Genomic DNA, 17,599 nt, shown 5'->3' on the forward strand with positions numbered 1-17,599 from the left:
CGGCAAGCGAGATCAGCTCGTGCCCTCGACTGCCGCCCGCACCGGAGGACGAGCAGTCCGCACCCGCACCGCGCTCCCCGCGCAGACCACCACTGCCAGGCCGCCCAGAATGGTCTGCCAGGTCAGCTTCTCGCCCAGGAATACCGCCGCCCACAACAGACTCAGCACCGGTTGCACCAACTGCACCTGGCTGACCTGGGTCATCGGCCCCAAGCCCAGCCCCCGGTACCACGCGAAGAAACCCAAATACATGCTCACCACCGCCAGATAGGCGAACGCGGCCCATTCGCCGACTGTCGCATGTGGAGGATTGCGAGCCATCGACACGACGGTCAACCCGACCATCAACGGCGAAGCGACCACCAGCGCCCACGAAACGGTTTGCCACGCACCCAATTCCCGCGCGAGCAAGCCGCCTTCTGCGTAGCCGACCGCGGCGGCCAGTACTGCGCCGAAGAAAAGCACGTCCGACCACTGCAGTCCGCTGAGGCCACCGCCTTGCAGGACGGCGAAGCCGATCGCGGCGACGGCGCCCACCGCGGCCAAGGCCCAGAAAATCGCGGGTGGACGTTCGCGCGTGCGGAGTACCGCTACTACGGCGGTCGCGGCGGGGAGCAGCGCGATGACGACGGCGCCGTGGCTGGCGGAGGCGGTGGTGAGGGCGTAGGAGGTCAGCAGGGGGAAGCCGATCACCACGCCACCGGCGACGACGGCGAGGCGGAACCATTGAGTGCCGCGCGGGAGGCGTTGTTTGGTGACGATCAGCGCGACGGTCGCGAGCACCGCGGCGACCACTGCCCGTCCGGAGCCGATGAACATCGCCGAGAGGCCGCCGTTTTCCACGGCGAGCCGCGTGAACGGCATCGTGAACGAGAACGCCACGACACCGAGCAGGCCCCACCACAGACCCGCCCGGGGTAGCGCCGGTGCCGCCGTGAGAGTAGCGCTATCCTTCAGTTTCATGTCCGACGATAGCAGCTCTCGAATCGCTTCGGCACTGCGCGAGTGGATCAGCACCGCCCCGGCCGGAGCGAAGCTGCCGTCGTCGCGGGAGCTGGTCGCGCGGTATTCGGCCAGTCCGGTGACTGTCCAGAAAGCACTGCGCAGCCTGTCTTCTCAAGGGCTGGTGGAGAGTCAGCCCGGCGTCGGCACCTTCGTCCGCGCGGCGCCGGCCACCGGGACCGGCGACTACGGATGGCAGACCGCCGCGCTCGGAACGCCGGGACACGGAGTGCTCAAACATCCCGCGTCACTGCAGCCGGCTTCCCCTGACTCAGTAGCGCTTCATTCCGGCTACCCCGACCCCGAGCTGCTGCCGGAGCGTCTCGTCCGGAGCGCGTTCTCCCGGGCGGCCCGGACAGCCGCCCTGGTCGGAAGGCCGCCGACCGCGGGCGTCCCCGAATTGCAGGCCTGGTTCGCCGCGGAACTCCGCGCGGCGACGCTCGCCGGGATCGCGCCGGTCACGCCTCGGGACGTCGTGATCACCCCGGGCAGCCAGAGCGGCCTGGTCACCGCTTTCCGCGCGCTGGTCGGGCCGGGACAGCCGCTGTTGCTGGAGTCGCCGACGTACTGGGGCGCGATCCTCGCGGCGACGAAAGCGGGCGTCGCGGTGGTGCCTGTGCCGAGCGGCCCGAACGGACCGGATCCCGACGTGCTGGCCAGAACCTTCGAGCAAACCGGCGCGCGGGCCTTCTACGCGCAGCCCAGTTTCGCCAGCCCGACCGGCGCGCTGTGGCAGCCCGGCCTCGCCGGCCGCGTCCTCGACACCGTCCGCCAGCACGGCGCGTTCCTGATCGAGGACGATTCCGCGCACGATTTCGGCATCACCGCGGAACCGCAACTGCTCGCGGGCCACGACGACGACGGTCACGTGGTCTACCTCCGCTCCCTCACGAAGAGCGTCTCCCCCGCGATCCGCGTCGCCGCGCTGATCGCCCGCGGCCCGGCGCGCGACCGGATTCTCGTCGACACGCTGGCGGAGTCGATGTACGTCAGCACGGTGCTGCAGACCGTCGCGCTCGACGTCGTGACCCAGCCCGCGTGGCGCACCCATCTGCGCCGGGTCCGGCACCAGCTCAAAACCCGCCGGGACCTGCTGCTCACCGGCCTCCGCGAACACGCCCCCGCGGTGCACGTGGAATCCGTGCCGCGTGGCGGGCTCAACCTTTGGGCGCGACTGCCCGGAACGGTCGACCTGGCGCACGTCGTCCGCGACTGCGAGTCCGCCGGCGTGGTCATCGGCTCCGGCGACGAATGGTTCCCCGCCGAACCGACCGGACGCTTCATCCGGCTCAACTACGCCGGGCCGAATCCCGGCGCGTTCGCCGACGCCGCGCGGGTAATCCAGGAGGCGGTCACGGCGAACGTCTAGTTTTCCGCGCGCAGGGCTGCCTTTCACACCTTTGCCGAGACCTGCTGCTCACCGGCCTCCGCGAACACGCCCCCGCGGTGCACGTGGAACTCACGCCACAGGACGGGCTCAACCTCTGGGCACGGCTGCCCGGAACAGCCGTCATGACACACGTCGTCCGCGACTGCCCGCCGAACCGACCGGACGCTTCATCCGGCTCAACTACGCCGGACCGAATCCCGGCGCGTTCGCCGACGCCGCGCGGGTAATCCAGCACGCGGTCGCGGCGAACGTCTAGTTTTCCGCCCGCAGGGCCGCCTTCTGCACCTTTCCGGACGGCGTGAGCGGCAGGCCGGACCGGAGCACGATCTGGCGCGGGACTTTGTAGTCCGCCACCTTTCCCGCGCAGAACTCCTTCAGCTCCGCCTCGGTGACCGCCGAATCCTGCGCCGGGACAACGTAATACCGGCCGATCTCGCCCAGCACCGGATCGGGAACGCCGACCCCGGCCGCCATCAGCACTCCGGGATGCGCGGCGAGGACGTTCTCCACCTCGACCGGATAGATGTTGAATCCGCCTTGGACGAACATGTCCTTGGCGCGGCCGTGCAACGTCAGGAAGCCGTCCTCGTCCGCCCGCGCCATGTCGCCGGTGTGCAGCCAGCCGTCCGCGTCGACCGCCGCCGCGGTTTCCGCCGGCAGGTTGTGGTAGCCAGCCATGATCGACGGCGTCCGGAACAACAGCTCGCCCGTTTCGCCCACCGGCAGTGCTTCTCCGGACGGAGAGGCGATTTTTGCTTCCACACCGGGGAAAGGAACGCCGATCGAGCTTTCGGTCGATTCCGTGCTGGCACCCCACGGCGTCATCACGACAGCGCCGGAAACCTCACTCAGCCCGTACAGATTCATCACCGTCGCTTTGGGGAAAGCGGCCGTGAGACGTTGCAGCAGAGCCGGTTCCGCGTTCGCGCCACCGGTGACGACTACCCGAATCGCCGAAGTGTCGACGCCGGCGAAACGCTCGTGATTCAGCAGCAGCGTGTGCATTGTCGGCACGCCGACCCACATCGTCAGGCCAGCGGTCCGGAACAGATCGGCGGCGGCACCGGCGTCGAAGGACGGCAGCAGCACCGTCCGGCTGCCCGCGACCAAGGCGGACAGGATGCAGCAGGTGATGCCGCTGACGTGATTCAGCGGAACGGCCACCGGCAGCACGTCAGCCGGGCTCAACTGGAGGTGATCGGCTTCAGCGGCGGCCGACGCCAACTGCCCGCGATGGGTCAACGTCGCGCCTTTGGGACGGCCGGTGGTCCCGGAGGTGTAGATGATCATCACCGGGTCGTCCGCTTCGACCGCAGCCGAGGCAGCAGCGAGTGCCTCGTCAGGCTCCGCTGAACCCACCTCGGCGAAAGTCACGACGGAAACGCCGGGCAGTTCGAGTTTCTCCAGCAGAGCAAGAAAATCGACGTCGCCTGCCGACGGCTCGGTCACCACGAGACGAGCACCGGAATCGTTGAGGATGTGCGCGAATTCGGTTTCGCGGTACCGCGGGCTCAGTCCGACCACCGCGGCGCCGATCTTCGCGGCGGCGAAGTACACCGCGAGCCATTCCGGCGTCGTGCGCCCGTTGACGGCGATCCGGTCCCCGCGCCGCACGCCCCGCCGCAGGAAGTCGGCGGCGATCCGGTCCGACCACGCGTCCATCTCGGAAAACCGGAGTTCGCGCGAACCGGCGGTCCAGCCGACGGCGTCCGCGGCGGCGGTGCGGAGCAGGTCGTGAATACGCGTCATCGCTCGTCCTCACTGGGTCAGGTGGACGGCGAGGAAGCCGAGCTGATCCGCGACGACCTTTTCGACCACAGGCGGATGGTAGACCGTGAAGCGATCCGCGTCGTATCGCTTCAGCACCGCGTGCGGCGCGTCCTCGGCCACGAGGGAACCCGGTGACCGCTCCGCGCGGCCACCGGGTTTCCCCAGCACGTCAAGACAGGTGATGCACCTCCTGCAGCCCGTACACCGGCGTCTCAAGACCTTCGAACCGCGCCTTCAGCTGCAGCGCCAGATACAGCGAGTAGTGCCGTGACTGGTGCAGATTCCCACCGTGGAACCACAATCCCTCCTGCTGGGTGGGCTTCCACATGTTGCGCTGCTCGCCCTCCCACGGGCCCGGGTCCTTGGTCGTTTCCGAGCCGAGGCCCCAGCATTTGCCGACCCGGTCCGCGGTTTCCTGCCCGACCAGGTCGGCGACCCAGCCGTTCATCGAGCCGTAGCCGGTCGCGTAGACGACCACGTCGGCCTCCAGCTCGGTGCCGTCCGACAGCACCACCGAGTTCGCGGTCAAGTGGTCGACCTGGCCGTGCGCGAGCTTGATGCTGCCGTTGGCGACGAGTTCCGAAGCGCCGACGTCGATGTAGTAGCCGGAACCGCGGCGCAGGTACTTCATGAACAGGCCGGAACCGTCGTCGCCCCAGTCGTGTTTGAAGCCCGCCGCCTCGAGCCGGGCGTAGAAGTCCGCGTCGCGCTCGTGGATCGCTTGGTACACCGGGATCTGGAACTCCGGCATGATCCGGTACGGGATCGACGCGAAGATCAGGTCGGCCTTCTCGGTGGTGACGCCCGCGGCCAGCGCGCGCTCCGAGTACAGGTCGCCGAGGCCGAGGTCCATCAGCGAATCCGACTTCACGATGTGCGTGGACGAGCGCTGCACCATCGTCACGTCCGCGCCGTGCTCCCACAGCGCCGCGCAGATGTCGTGCGCCGAGTTGTTCGAGCCGACGACGACCGCCTTCTTGCCCGCGTACGCGTCCGGTCCGGGGTGCTGCGACGAATGGTGCTGGTCGCCCTCGAACTCGTCCATTCCGGGGAACGACGGCAGATTCGGCTTGCCGGACATCCCCGTCGCGAACACGACGTGCTTCGGCGTGAGGACCACCTGTTCGCCGTCGCGGTCGACCGTGACCTGCCACTGCTTCGCGTTGTCGTCCCAGACCGCGGAGGTGACCGCCGAACGCGTCCAGTACGGCACCTCCATCAGGCGCGTGTACATCTCCAGCCAGTCCGCGATCTTGTCCTTCGGCGCGAACACCGGCCAGTTCTCCGGGAACGGCAGATAGGGCAGGTGGTCGTACCAGACCGGGTCGTGCAGGCAGAGGTTCTTGTACCGCTTGCGCCACGAATCGCCGGGCCGGTCGTTGCGCTCCACCACCAGCGCCGGCACGCCGAGCTGGCGCAGCCGCGCGCCGAGCGCGATCCCGCCCTGCCCGCCGCCGATCACGACGACGTAGGGCTGCCGGCCGTAGCCGAGCGTCTCCTGCTCCTCGGCCCGCTTTTCCGCCCACGAACGGCGGCCGCGGACCACGCCGTGCTCGACGCCCTTGGGCCGCCGTTCCCGCTGCGACTCCTCGAAACCCTTCAGTTCGCGCAGGCTCGTGAGCAGCGTCCACGCTCCCTCTTCCTTCAGCCGCAGATGCCCTTTCGCGCGTCCGGCGGCGGTCTCGAACTCGATCCACGCCTCGGTGACGCCGTCGCTTTCGGTGGCCGGTTCGGAGGTGCGGAACCCGCTCGGGTCAGTCGTCTCCAGACAGCCGCCGAGCAGGCCCGCGATCCCGTCGCGTCCTTCGACGGTTTTGAGGTTCCAGGTGAACGAAACCAAGTCGCGCCAATAGGAATCGACGGCGAACAACGCCGAGGCAGCCTCGATGTCGCGGGCGGTCAGCGCGGCCTCGAACCGGGCCAGCCAGTCCTCGACGCGGGCCTGCGGCGTACTCGCCTCCGCGATCCGGTCGACTGTCTGTGTCATCGCTACTCCTCGGACGTCGCTGTCGTGGTGTAGCGCCGATCACACTCCTGTCGCGCAGGGCGCGGCAAGGGTTGCAGCGAGTTGCACGCGCCGGGTCATGGCGGCATCGGCGCAGGTCACCTATGCTGGGCCGCTGACGCGATGGTGCGGGAGGTGACTGTGGTGGTGCACAGTGCGGTGCCTCCGGGCCGCAATCTGCCCACCCACGCCCGCGACCTCGTCCGGATGCACGAAGCAGTCATCGGCGGCAGCCGTCCGCTCGTGCCGCCCCGGCCGCTCGTCTCGCGCTCCTGGTCCCGAGTGCTGAGCCTCGGCCTCACCGCCGACGGGATCAACGCCCGCGATTCGGTGCCCGGCGACGAGGTCGAACGCCGCCGGCACGGTTCGCCGCTGCGGCACGTGATCGAAGACCTCCGCCAGGTCGTCGGCGCGACCTCCGATTCGGCGCACATGCTCCTGGTGGTCACCGATGCCGACGGCATCATCCTGTGGCGCGAAGGCTCGTCCGCCGTCCGGCGCAAAGCGGACACGCTGGGTTTCGTCGAAGGCTCCGAATGGACCGAATCCCGCGTCGGCACCAACGCGATCGGCACCGCCCTCGCCGAAGCCGCGCCGATCGAACTGCTCGCCGGCGAACACTTCGAGCAGAACCAGCACCCGTGGTACTGCACCGCCTCGCCGATCCACGACCCGCGCACCGGCGAACTGCTCGGCGTCATCGACATCAGCGGCCCCGCACTGACCCTGCATCCCGCGATCGGCGCCCTCGTCGAAACCGGCAAGCGGCTGGCCGAATCCGAACTCTGGCGCACGCACCGCCAACGCCTCGAACGACTGCGCCACATGGCTGAACCTGTCCTGTCCTCCGGCCCGGCGCTGGTCGTGGACGAGGACGGCTGGGTCGCGCACAGCGTCGGCGTCTCCGCGGGCGAACGCATCGCCGCCCCCAAAGCCGGACAGGTAGTCGCCGTCCCCGGCCTCGGCGCCTGCCTCCCCGAACCCATCGCCGACGGCTGGCTCGTCCGCCCCGCCGACACGGCCCGCACGGTCCGGCTCGACCTGGACCTCACGCCCGCTCCCCTGCTCAGCCTTCAAGCGGGCGACACCGGCTGGCGCCGGCCGATCACCAAACGGCACGCGGAAATCCTGGTCCGCTTGGAAAAGGCCGGCCGCGACGGCCTGTCCGCCGTCGCGCTGAGCCACGCCCTCTACGGCGACGCCGAGCATCTGGTCACCGTCCGCGCCGAAGTGTCGCGCCTGCGCCGCCTGCTGGGCGCCATCGTCGACACCCGCCCCTACCGCCTGGCCGAAGGCGTGCGCATGACTGTCCACGCAGGACAGTGACCAGCGCCGTCCCCGAAACCGGGCCCCCTGCGCGGCGTCGCCGAGGCGTCCGCTAATGTTTACGACACGTTGCACAGCAGCACGCGCGATTAGCTCAGCGGGAGAGCGCTTCCCTGACACGGAAGAGGTCACTGGTTCAATCCCAGTATCGCGCACTCCAGTCCACCCCAGGCTGGTGCGTTGCACAACGGGCGATTAGCTCAGGGGGAGAGCGCTTCGTTCACACCGAAGAGGTCACTGGTTCGATCCCAGTATCGCCCACCATCTGGTTCTCCGCGAACGGCCTGCCGATTGTCCTAGTCGGCAGGCCGTTCGTGATTTTCGGGGAGCATGCAGGGAGCACGGTCTCCTGATCGCAAACCCGACCCGAAGAGGTCATGCCGCTTTTGGCTCCAGAGCGGGGTTTCCGGCCGGGCTCGTTTCAGCACGGCGAGGCGGCTGAGCCGAGCGTGTGATCTTCGGTGTGGCAAGGACCTGCTAGCCCGAACGGCTCTGGTGACCGAGTTGATCTCCCGGTAAAACAATCTGGCTGGTTTCGAGTCCGGGCTCCAAGGTGGTTCGTGCGCGCGAAACGCGTGCTAGGAGGGGGTTTCTTTGTCATGCGCAAAAGACTGAGATCTTGTGCGTTCGTGGTGGCCGCAGCCACTGTCGTGAGCACGTTGGCGATGCCCGCGGCGCACGCCGACCCGGCGCCGCCGCCGGTCCCGCAGAGCGTCGACGCCCGGGCCAAGACCCTGGCGATCTGGCGGTCCGCCGGCAGCCAGGTCCAGGCCGCCGCGGCCCGCGCGCTCACCGGCTCCGACGCCGACGTCGCGGCTTTCCTGGCCGGTGGCTTCGAAACCGCCGCCGCGGTCGACGACCGGATCAGCGTCAACCGGATGCTGGCCGCCGGTGGTCCCAGCGTCCAGACGGCGGCGCAGGCAGCGCTCGACTCGACCGCTCCCGGCGCCCTGCGGACGTTCCTCGACTCGGGCTGGCGCAACCCGTGGGAGACCGACCGGCGCGTCCAGGTCAACCAGGTCTACGCCGCCGGCGGCCCGCAGGTCCGCGCCGCCGCCCAGACCGCCTTGGACACCGCCGACCCCGATGCGCTGCAGACGTTCCTGCAGTCCGGCTGGCAGGAGCCGTACCGGACCGACCAGCGGGTGCGCGTCAACCAGCTGGCCTCGGCGGGCGGGCCCGAGGTGCGCAAAGCCGCCCAGGTCGCACTGGACGACGGCTCTCTCGAAGCGCTCAACCGCTTCCTCGACTCCGAATGGGACGTCGCGCAGGCTCGTGACCTCGAGACGGCCACGGTCGCGCAGCTGACGAGCGCGGCGAAGGACGCCGGCGACGAGGCTGCGCGCGAGACCCAGGCCGCGAACGACGCCGCCAAGCGCGCGGTCCAGGAAGCCGAGCTGGCCCGGCAGGCCGCGGTCGTCGCGGCCGCCGCGACCCAAGCGGCACAGGGCAATGCGGCCGAAGCGGCCGCGGCGGCGAACCGGGCGGCGGACGCCGCGAACCGGGCCGCCCAGGCCGCGAAGGAAGCCGTCAGCGCCGCGAACGCGGCGAGCGCCGCCGCGAGGGTCGCGGCTTCGGCCGCCGCTCGCGCCGCCACCGCCGCGTCGCTGGCGAGCACCGCGGCGGGCAGGGCCCAGCGTGCTGCCGCGGACACCGCCCTAGACGTGAAGAACGTGCCAGCGGCCCGGCAGGCCGCGCTGGACGCCCGCGACGCGGCGCACAACGCGCGTGACGTCGCCGAGGCCGCGCTGAAGGCCGGTGACGCCGCGAAGAAGGCCGGCGAAGCTGCAGGAGCCGCGAAGTCCGCCGGCCAGCACGCCGCGGACGCCGCCCAGGCCGCCGTCGACGCGGGCAACTTCGCCTCGAGCGCCGGCGCGGATGCCCGTGCCGCCCGATCCGCGGCCGCCAATGCCCGCAACCAGGCCGCGCGTGCGTCGCGAGCCGCGGGAGCCGCGCAGAACTTCGCCGCCGTCGCCGCCGACGCGGCCTACGCCTCGAAGGCGGCGGCCGAACGCGCGGCCGCCGACGCCGATGTCGCCGCAGCAGCAGCCGAAGACGCCGCCGAACACGCGGTGAACGCCGCGGATGCCGCCCGGGTCGCCACCGAGCACGCCAACGCGGCCGCGGCGGCCGCCCAGCGGGCCGTCGACGCGGCCACCACGGCGAAGGCCGTCCACGACGCGGCGCGCAAGGCTGAGGCCGAGCGCGTCGCCACGATGGCCGAGCAGGCCGACGAAGCGGCGCAGGCCGCGCAGACCACGGCCGCGAGCCGGCAGGCAGGCACCGACTGGACGGCGACCCAGGATGCCGCGCGGGACGCCGAAACGCAGCGGCTGATCGCCGAAGCGACCGCGCCGGGGACGACCGACGCCGTCGCCACCCGGAACGGCCGCCAAGTCGCGCTGCGGCTGGTCGACACCCCGGGCACGTGGGGCAGCACGGCCGCGCAGGCCGCCCTCACCGGCACCGACGCCGAAGCCGCCGAATACGTCCGGACCGGGCTGCGGGTGGCCGCGGGCCAGGACGACCGGATCACCCTGCAGCGGCTTTCCGAATCGGGCACGGCCAACTTCGCCAAGGCCGCCACCGCCGCGTTGGCCGGCACCGACGACGACGTGCGCGCGTTCCTCTCGACCCAGGACTACCCCGGCCGGGACGCGGACGACCGGATCGCGGTCAACCAGATCATGGCGGCCGCCCAGCAGGCGCACCAGGCCTCGCTCGTGTCGGCAGGCCAGAAGGCGCTCGACGCCGGCACCGACGCGGCGTACCGGGTGTTTCTGACGAAAACTCAGTACACCGCCGCGGCGGCCGACGACCGGATCGCGGTCAACCAGCTGATGAGCGCGCCGGGCAGCGGTCCGGAACTCAAGGGCATGGCGCAGGCGGCGCTCGACGGCCCGCCCGGCTTCGTCCGGGACTTCCTGCGGGTCGGGAAGTTCGTCGCCGGCCGCCACGACCTCGAAGCGGCGGCCCACGACGCCGAGGTGAGCGGCTACCTCGCCACGGCGGCGCAGACCGCGGCCAAGGCCACGCAGGACGCGGCCGAGGCGCAGCACAGCGCGGCGATAGCCCGCGGCGCTGCGGGGGAGGCCGCCGGCTACGCGGCGCAGGCCCAGAAGTCCGCCGCGGACGCGGCGACCTACGCACAGCAGGCGCACGACTCGGCGCAGGCGGCGGCCAAGTCCGCGCAGGACGCGGCCAACTCGGCGGCGACCGCCACCCGGGCGGCCAACGCGGCCAAGGCGTCGGCGAGCCAGGCGAGCCGCTCGGCCGCGCGCGCCACGGCGTCCGCCCGCGCCGCGGCAGGCTCGGCGAGCGCGGCGTTCAAGGCGGCGCGCGAGGCCTACGACATGGCCGTCGCCGCGGGCAAGATGGCGAACGAAGCGATCGCCGCGGCCCAAGACGCCCGGAACATCGCGATCAAGAAGTACAACAACGACCGGGCGGCGTTCGCCTTCGAGCACTCAGCGGCCTGCAAGGCGAGCAGCCTCGGCAACGAGGAGGACTACCAGGACTGCCTGAGCTTCCTGGCCGCTTCGCCGAAGGACAAGGTGTTCACGATCTACGAGCGCGGTCTCTTCTGCGAGAACATCTACGGCGGCCACGACGCCGCGTTCAAGGAGTGCGTGTCCGACGCGGCGACGCCGGAGTTCAAGGCGAACCGCTTCCTCGACCTCACCGGGAAGCTGGCCGACTACCTGTCCGCGCTGGCCAACGGCCTGGCCGTGACCATCAGCATCGGCGGCTGCGCGCTGTCCGAGATCTGCGGCATGCTGGCGCTGTCGGCGATGCCCGAGGGCGCCGCGTTGTTCCCGTTCATGCAGTTCGGCGCCGGCGCACTCGTGGGCGGCACCGAGGTCCCCATCGCGCTGCAGGTCTTGCGGCAGGAGACGGTCGCCTCGGAAGCGGTCGCCTCGGCCATCACGAACGAGGCGCGGATTTCCTCGCAGCTGGCCGAAGCCGACCGCATCCACCGTTTGGGGTTGGACTGGGCGAAAGGCGGCAAGTTCGTTCAGGAGGAGATGGACATCGCCGTCATGGTGGAGCAGCGGTTCGGCGTGCGTCTCACGCGCTGGCCCGTCTCGAACTCCGGTCCGGACTGGATCGGCAGCAACGGCAAGTTCTACGATGCCATCGGGCCGTTCAACGACCGGTTCTTCGACAAGCAATGGGAGTCGGGCGGGATCCAGGCTTCCATCCTGAAGCACGTCGACAAGAAGGCCGACCTGATCCCGATCGACACGATCGGCCTGTCCGATACGCAAATCCAGAAGCTCAAGGACTTCATCAAGCCCTGCGAGCCATTCGTCTTCATCCTGAGGTGACCCGTGTCCGCTGATTTCATCGTCGATCCGCCGGGGAAGGCGGATCTCGACTTCCTCGACTGGATGCCCAGCCGCGGCCTGCTGCGCCGAGTCCTCGGGTTCATCGCGGACGAAGTCGAGGACCCGGCGCTGGCCTCGGACCTGCGGGCGTTCGTGGCTGGCGGTTATGCCTTTTTCGCGCTCAGTTCCTATTCCGCGGAGCAAGCCGGGGAGATCATGAAGGTGATCCGGGAGAAGCTGCCTGCCACGGTAGAAGAGTGGTTCCCCGGCGACGAAGGCGCGCGGCAGAACGTCGCGGAGCTCGTCGAGATGGTCGAAGAAGCCGAAGCCGCTCCCTCGGCGTGACGTGAAACTGGCGGAGGCCGCGGCCTCCGCCAGTTTCACATGCGTCGAACGCCTCTGAACTCCACGCAACGACGCTGAACGGAACCGCGCTGCCCTGCGAAAGCAGCGAGCACATTGTGGTGCCTTCCGTTCACTCGAAGAGAAACGGGGTCGCCACTCAGCTCGAGGCGAACTGTGCCGCAAGGAGCGCGGGCCAGTTCGTCTCGTCCTGCTTCCGGGGGTGAAACCGTAGGCTTCGAGAGGCGCGAGACTGCTCGCTGCGCGGTCCCGCCGGAGTGCTGGGCTCAGGGCGTTTCAGGTTTTCGGGATTTCGCTCGGTTCGCCGCGGTATTCCGGATCTTCTTGGTACGACCGTGCTCGGCCAGCAAGGCCAGCGTCTGCCGCGAAGCGGAGAAATCGGCCAGCCGCCGCTGCATCCAATCGCTTGCCGACGCCAGGCCGGCGACGTCCGGGACCTGGCCGTTTTCGGTCTCCAGCCACAATTCCCAATCCCGCACCCGCTGCCGGACGAACTCGCGGTCCTTCTCCGGCGCGAGCCGGTCCGCCTCCGCGACGATCCCCGACGCCCGGCGCCGGAACTCGGCCGGATCGGCGGTCTCCCCCGCGACGTGGTCGACCAGCTCCACCACCGCCGTCTTGGCCGTCAGCGGTTCCGGATCCCGCACCAGCACCGCGGCCAGCTCCCGGGGATCCGGCGCGACGGCCGCCGCGATGACGCGACGGTAGGCGTCCGAGCGGACGTGCTCGTCCGCGACCGCCGCGTCGACCTCGACGCCGGTCAGCCCGGCCGTCTCGAACAACGCGGTCAGATCGGCTCGCAACGTCGTCACTTCGTACATCCTTTTGCGGCCTGCTTCCGCTCTTCCTCGGCCTTTTCGTCCGCCTGGTTTCGCCTGCCGAGCTTGCGGACGGCCTTCCGCACCTCTTTTTTGTATTCTCCCACCACGGCCCGCTGCTTGCCCGAAAGCTCCGGCTGGCCGTCGATCGGATGGCCGTTCGGCCCGATCCGCACCTCCCTGCCCCCTCCGCCGGTGACGTGGGCGTGCGCGGGCTTGTCGGCGTCGTACTCGTGCACCACGATGCGCACGCCGTTCTTGCTGACGTCGAGGAGCGAGAGACCGAGCGGGTCGAGCCAGGTCAGCGGGTTCGGCACGTAGCTGTGCGGCCAGTAGCCGCCGGCGAGGCCCACCGGGTCGGCGCTGAAATAACGGGCGGTTTCCGGGTCGTAGTACCGGAAATAGTTGTAGTTGAGCCCGGATTCGGGATCGGCGTACTGGCCGGGGAACCGCAGCGGCGTCGTCGTCGTGCCGCCGTGCGCGATCGGCTTGCCCCACACCGTGTTCTGCCCGAACCACGCTACCGCGCCGCGCTCGTCCAGCAGTTCGGTCGGCGCGCCGACGAGGTCGGTGACGATCGCGTAGAACCGCTCGTCGGTGCTCCGTCGCTCCACCTGCACGAGCGGCCGGTGCGAGGACGGGTCGTAGTCCCAGGTCAGCGACTGCCCGGCGGTGGTCTGCTCGGCGAGTGTCGTGCCGTCCCAGACGAAATCGACGCGTTCGGCGATCTGGCCGCCGATGTGTCGTTCCTTCGCGATCCGCCTGCCCAGCGCGTCGTAGCGGTAGCGCCAGCCGGTCTGGTCCGGGGTGACCAGCCCGACCAGCTGGTCGTCGGCATTCCAGTCGTACTGCCACACTTCGGCGCCGCGCTGCTTGCGCACCACCCGGCCCTGCGCGTCGTACTGATAGTGCAGCGCACCCGCGTCGTGCAGCAAAGTCCCGGTGCTGCGCCAAGCCTCGGCGCCTTCGCCGGCGAGGTTGCCCGACTCGTCGTAGGCGTACTGCTCGGACCACCGCTCGCCGCGCACCCGCGTGACCCGGCCGAATCCGTCGAGGTCGAACTGGCGCGCGCCGTGGATCCGGTCGGTCATGGCGACGACGCTGCCGTCCGGCCGGTAACGGAACGTCCGGTGCTGCAGCTGCCGCGCCGGGTCGTCGCCTCCGCCGAGCACGGCCTGCCCGACCAGCCGGTCGGACTGGTCCCACGACTGGGCGAGCCGCACGCCGGACGGGGTCGTCCGGACAGTTTCCCGGCCCGCCGCGTCATAACCGAAACTCAGCATCCGGCTGCCGTTGCGCAGCGAGACCGGCGATCCGGCGGCGTCGTACTCCCACGTCGTCACGGTGCCGCTCGGCGTCCGCCTGCGGACACAGCGGCCGAGCGCGTCGAACTCCGACTCGACCGTCCGGCCGTTCACCGTCTCGGCACGCACGCGGCCGAGCACGTCCCTGGTCAGCTCGACGGTCGAATCCCGGTTCGCCGCGGACACCAGCCGTCCCGCCGGGTCGTACGCGAAGCGTTGGGTGTCGGTCGAGGAACGGGCCGCCACGATGTTGCCGCGGGCATCGCGCTCGTAGGTGACGCTTTGCCCGGCTCCGTTGGTCTTTCCGGCGAGCCGGCCCGCCGCGTCGCGCGCGTAGGTCGTCACGCGTCCGTTGAAATCCGTTTCCCTGGCGAGAAAACCGGCCGCGTCGTACTCGTAGCGCCAGACCCCGCCCTGTGCGTTGGTGACCGAGGTCAGGTTCAGCTCGGTGTCGTAGCCGAACTCGATCCGGCCGCCGTCCGCGCCGATCTGTGCGGCCGGCAGGTCGAAATGGGTCGTGGCGACCGAGAGCAGCGGGCTCTCGCCCACGGAGTACTCGGCGAAGTTGCCCTCCGGGTCGTGCCGCCAGCGCTCGACCGTCCCGTCCGCGCGAGTCCGGGCCAGCGGCTTTCCCTCCACCGTCCACCAGGTCCGGACGGTGTGGCCCAGCGGATCCGTTTCCGCGGTGATCCGGCCGAACTCGTCCCGCGCGATCCGCGTGGTCCGGCCGAGCGGGTCGGTCAGCGCCACCGGCAGGCCGCGGGCGTCGGTCTCGACGCGACGGACGTTGCCCAGCGCATCGGTTTCCGCCCGCAGATGGCCGAATTCGTTGTACTCGTACCGGGTCACCGCGCCTGCCGGGTCGGTCTCCTCGACGATATTGCCGCGTTCGTCGCGCCGGTAAGTCCACTGTGCACCGTCGGCGTCGACTACCGCGACCGGCAGGCCGTGCTCGTCGCAGACCGTGCTGGTGACGCTTCCGTCCGGATGAACCGTCCGGACGGGTTCGTCGGTGAGGCCGTACTCGTACCTTGTGGTGTGCCCCAGCGGATCGGTTTCCGCGAGGACCCGGCCGAAGCGGTCCCGTTCGAAGACCGTGGTCGCGCCGAGCGGGTCGGTCTGGCGCACCAGGTGCCATTCGGCGTCGAACTGGAAAACGCTGACCGCGCCGAGCGAATTGCGGTAGGTCGTGACCCGGTTCCGGGCGTCGTAGCCGATCGAGCAGGCGAGCGCGCCGCCGCTGCCGTCGGTCCGGACGACCTGGCCCGCCTCGTTGTAGTGATAGGTGTACCAATGCCCGTTGCGGTCGGTCCACGTGGTGACCCGGCCCGCCCGGTCGTACTCGAATCGCAGGGCCCGTCCGGAGGAGTTGCCGACCGCCGACAGCCTGCCCTCGGCGTCGTACTGGTAGCTGGCCAGCGGAATGTCGCCGCCGGACGCGCGGGCCAGGCTCAGTCCCGCGATCCGGCCGTCCGCCGTTTCGACCGCGACGCGGTAGCCGCCGGAGTGCTCGATCGAAGTCGGGATGCCGTCGCCGTCCCGGGCGATGGTGACGGTGTTCCCGTTGCGGTCGGCGATCGCGGACAGCAGAACCCGGGTCGGAGCCCCGTTTTCCGGTGCGGCACGGAAATGCCGGACCAGCCCGTCGGACGGGCTCGTGACGGTGAACTCGGTGGCCGACAGCGCGCGCAACGGCCAGCGGACGCCGTGCGAAGGAACCACCGGCGAGCCGTCCGCGGCGGGCAGCGGGTAGGTCAGCGTGACCCCGTCCTCGCCCACGTAGCAGACGCCCTCCTCGTCCAGCTCGACTCTCTGGTCCACTGTGGACGCCCAGGACGAGCCGAAGGAACGGCCGAGCCGGTAACTCGACAGGTGGGTCCGGCGCAGCACCAGCGGCAGCACGCCGGGCAGCTCGACATCCGTCTGGGACATCAGCATTTCGCCGGTCGCGAGGTCGACCGGGTCGCCGCCGGTGCACTTCCCGTCGTTGGGCCGCCCGTCCTTCGCCGGATCGGTGCTGTCGCGGGCGTGCGGCTCCCCCGGCTTCTCCGGGGAACCGTGCTGACTGCCGCCCCCGGGCTCCGCGCCGCTGGGAGCGGTTCCGTCGTCGGGCGGATGCGCTCCGTCGCCGTGCGACGGCTTGCCCGCCGGGGTGTGCGGCTCGTCCGCGGACGAGACATGGGTCGCGTCGCCGCCTTCGCCCGGTTTGCCGTGGAGGTCGGACAGCACCTTCTTGATCGAGGCGAAGATCTCTTCGAGCTTCGACATCATCGGCCGCAGTTTCTCGACCGAGGTGATCAGCTTCTTGATCAGCGCGCCGATCTTCTCGATCCACGCCGACACCTGCTCGACCACCTGGGCCACCACGACCGGCGTGCCGAGCCCGAGCGAGAAAACCTCCTCCAGCGCGTCCTGGATGAAGTCGCCGACCGCCTGGGTGATCATGTCCCGGACGAGGCAGCGCACCGCGGCGGTGACCACGCCGACGATCTCCACCACCGTGCCGATCGTGTTCGCGCACGTCGCGGCGGCGTTGATGTGGTCGATCTTCTTCTTCAGGTTGTCCCGGTACGCGTCCGCGCCGCCGCCGAGCCAGTTCGCGGTGTCCTTCTGCACGGTCGCGGCCAGGTCCTTCGCCGCCTGCTGCGTGGCTGCCCCGACGTTCTTCCACGTCTGCGAGTACGCCGCGATCTGGTCGCCGTCGCCCGCCAGCTGGTTCAGCGCGTCCTGCAACGGTTTGACGTGTTCGATCAGCCAGTTCAGCCCGTAGGAGATCAGCGTGCCGACCGGATTCATCGCGATGGTCAGCATGTCCAGGCCCGCGCCGAGCGCGGAGATCCCGCCCTCGATCCACGAACCGGACTGCACGCCGTCGTACACGCCCGCGGCATCGTCGAGAACGCTGATCCCGGAATGCCAGGTCGTCGAATCCTGCCGCTGCGCCACCAGCGGATTGCTCATGAAAGCTTCTTCCCCAGACTGTCGATCGCCCGCGTGTGGTTCTGCTCCGCGGTCTGATAGGTCGTGACCGCCGTGTTCACCGCGCCGGACACCTCGCTCATCGCTTCGGACGCGAGCCCGAGCGTGGCGAGGCCGGGAGCGCTCACCGCGAGCACGATCGGCACGAACAACGGGCCGCAGATCATGCCGTAGGCCTGCACGCCCATGGTCACCTGTTCGGCAGCGGACAGCGCTTGCCCCAGTGTCTTGCCGACCTGTTCGACCGCCTTCGCGTGCGTGGCCAGTTCGTCCGGATGGACCTGGTAGCCGCCGGAACCGTCGCCCGCCATCGA

11 protein-coding genes and 2 tRNA genes are annotated in these 17,599 nt (G+C 70.1%); 6 read left to right on the forward strand and 7 right to left on the reverse strand.

Annotation, left to right across the window (positions count from 1 at the left end; genetic code table 11):
* Positions 1-12: 12 nt before the first annotated feature.
* A complete protein-coding gene (locus ACZ7OI_RS42165) occupies positions 13-963 on the reverse strand; it encodes a DMT family transporter (RefSeq protein WP_470269727.1) in 951 nt (316 codons plus the stop codon).
* On the opposite strand from ACZ7OI_RS42165, the gene ACZ7OI_RS42170 reads away from it, so the two are divergent.
* Positions 962-2,371, forward strand: coding sequence for an aminotransferase-like domain-containing protein (locus ACZ7OI_RS42170; RefSeq protein ID WP_470269728.1), 1,410 nt, complete (start codon positions 962-964; stop codon positions 2,369-2,371). The two genes, ACZ7OI_RS42165 and ACZ7OI_RS42170, sit on opposite strands and share 2 nt — an antisense overlap.
* A 273-nt stretch (positions 2,372-2,644) precedes the next feature.
* On the opposite strand, the gene ACZ7OI_RS42175 is transcribed toward ACZ7OI_RS42170, so the two are convergent.
* The 3 genes from ACZ7OI_RS42175 to ACZ7OI_RS42185 are packed head-to-tail and all read right to left on the reverse strand — an operon-like array spanning position 2,645 to position 6,149.
* Positions 2,645-4,141 carry a class I adenylate-forming enzyme family protein gene (locus tag ACZ7OI_RS42175; protein ID WP_470269729.1) on the reverse strand — a complete coding sequence of 499 codons (1,497 nt, stop codon included), beginning with the start codon at positions 4,139-4,141 and terminating at the stop codon, positions 2,645-2,647.
* Between the two features lie 9 nt (positions 4,142-4,150).
* The gene (locus ACZ7OI_RS42180; protein ID WP_470269730.1) at positions 4,151-4,282 is read right to left on the reverse strand and encodes a hypothetical protein; all 132 of its coding nucleotides are present in this window, start codon (positions 4,280-4,282) and stop codon (positions 4,151-4,153) included.
* 49 nt (positions 4,283-4,331) lie between these two features.
* A complete protein-coding gene (locus ACZ7OI_RS42185; protein ID WP_470269731.1) occupies positions 4,332-6,149 on the reverse strand; it encodes an NAD(P)-binding domain-containing protein in 1,818 nt (605 codons plus the stop codon).
* A gap of 153 nt (positions 6,150-6,302) precedes the next feature.
* Between ACZ7OI_RS42185 and ACZ7OI_RS42190 the strand changes: the two genes are divergently transcribed.
* The 5 genes from ACZ7OI_RS42190 to ACZ7OI_RS42210 all read left to right on the forward strand — a co-directional run bounded on the left by ACZ7OI_RS42190 (position 6,303) and on the right by ACZ7OI_RS42210 (position 12,166).
* Entirely contained in the window at positions 6,303-7,493 is a 1,191-nt protein-coding gene (locus tag ACZ7OI_RS42190) for a sigma-54-dependent transcriptional regulator family protein (RefSeq protein WP_470269732.1), read from the forward strand.
* Positions 7,494-7,576: 83 nt separating this feature from the next.
* A tRNA-Val gene (locus ACZ7OI_RS42195) sits at positions 7,577-7,648 on the forward strand.
* Positions 7,649-7,682: 34 nt separating this feature from the next.
* Positions 7,683-7,757: transfer RNA gene (locus ACZ7OI_RS42200), tRNA-Val, on the forward strand.
* A gap of 335 nt (positions 7,758-8,092) precedes the next feature.
* Complete coding sequence (locus tag ACZ7OI_RS42205; protein WP_470269733.1) at positions 8,093-11,821, forward strand: hypothetical protein; 3,729 nt, start codon at positions 8,093-8,095, stop codon at positions 11,819-11,821.
* 3 nt (positions 11,822-11,824) lie between these two features.
* Positions 11,825-12,166: a hypothetical protein gene (locus ACZ7OI_RS42210; RefSeq protein WP_470269734.1), complete on the forward strand. Its 342-nt coding sequence runs from the start codon at positions 11,825-11,827 to the stop codon at positions 12,164-12,166.
* 284 nt (positions 12,167-12,450) lie between these two features.
* Here ACZ7OI_RS42210 and ACZ7OI_RS42215 read toward each other — a convergent pair whose 3' ends face one another.
* The 3 genes from ACZ7OI_RS42215 to ACZ7OI_RS42225 are packed head-to-tail and all read right to left on the reverse strand — an operon-like array spanning position 12,451 to position 17,596.
* The gene (locus tag ACZ7OI_RS42215; protein ID WP_470269735.1) at positions 12,451-13,005 is read right to left on the reverse strand and encodes a hypothetical protein; all 555 of its coding nucleotides are present in this window, start codon (positions 13,003-13,005) and stop codon (positions 12,451-12,453) included.
* Positions 12,993-17,267, reverse strand: a complete 4,275-nt coding sequence (locus ACZ7OI_RS42220) for a DUF6531 domain-containing protein (protein WP_470269736.1) — start codon at positions 17,265-17,267, stop codon at positions 12,993-12,995. Before ACZ7OI_RS42220 ends, ACZ7OI_RS42215 begins: the two co-directional genes overlap by 13 nt.
* Positions 17,264-17,596 (reverse strand): type VII secretion target, encoded by a 333-nt coding sequence (locus tag ACZ7OI_RS42225; protein ID WP_470269737.1) that lies wholly within the window; start codon positions 17,594-17,596, stop codon positions 17,264-17,266. The genes ACZ7OI_RS42220 and ACZ7OI_RS42225 overlap by 4 nt, the downstream gene beginning before the upstream one ends.
* Positions 17,597-17,599 lie beyond the last annotated feature (3 nt).

Source organism: Amycolatopsis sp. NPDC114503, assembly GCF_055633655.1.

Coding starts and splice junctions, on each gene's coding strand:
- ACZ7OI_RS42170 (WP_470269728.1), top strand. CDS start 962: ATGTCCGACGATAGCAGCTCTCGAATCGCTTCGGCACTGCGCGAGTGG.
- ACZ7OI_RS42165 (WP_470269727.1), bottom strand. CDS start 963: ATGAAACTGAAGGATAGCGCTACTCTCACGGCGGCACCGGCGCTACCC.
- ACZ7OI_RS42175 (WP_470269729.1), bottom strand. CDS start 4,141: ATGACGCGTATTCACGACCTGCTCCGCACCGCCGCCGCGGACGCCGTC.
- ACZ7OI_RS42185 (WP_470269731.1), bottom strand. CDS start 6,149: ATGACACAGACAGTCGACCGGATCGCGGAGGCGAGTACGCCGCAGGCC.
- ACZ7OI_RS42205 (WP_470269733.1), top strand. CDS start 8,093: ATGCGCAAAAGACTGAGATCTTGTGCGTTCGTGGTGGCCGCAGCCACT.
- ACZ7OI_RS42215 (WP_470269735.1), bottom strand. CDS start 13,005: ATGTACGAAGTGACGACGTTGCGAGCCGATCTGACCGCGTTGTTCGAG.
- ACZ7OI_RS42220 (WP_470269736.1), bottom strand. CDS start 17,267: ATGAGCAATCCGCTGGTGGCGCAGCGGCAGGATTCGACGACCTGGCAT.
- ACZ7OI_RS42225 (WP_470269737.1), bottom strand. CDS start 17,596: ATGGCGGGCGACGGTTCCGGCGGCTACCAGGTCCATCCGGACGAACTG.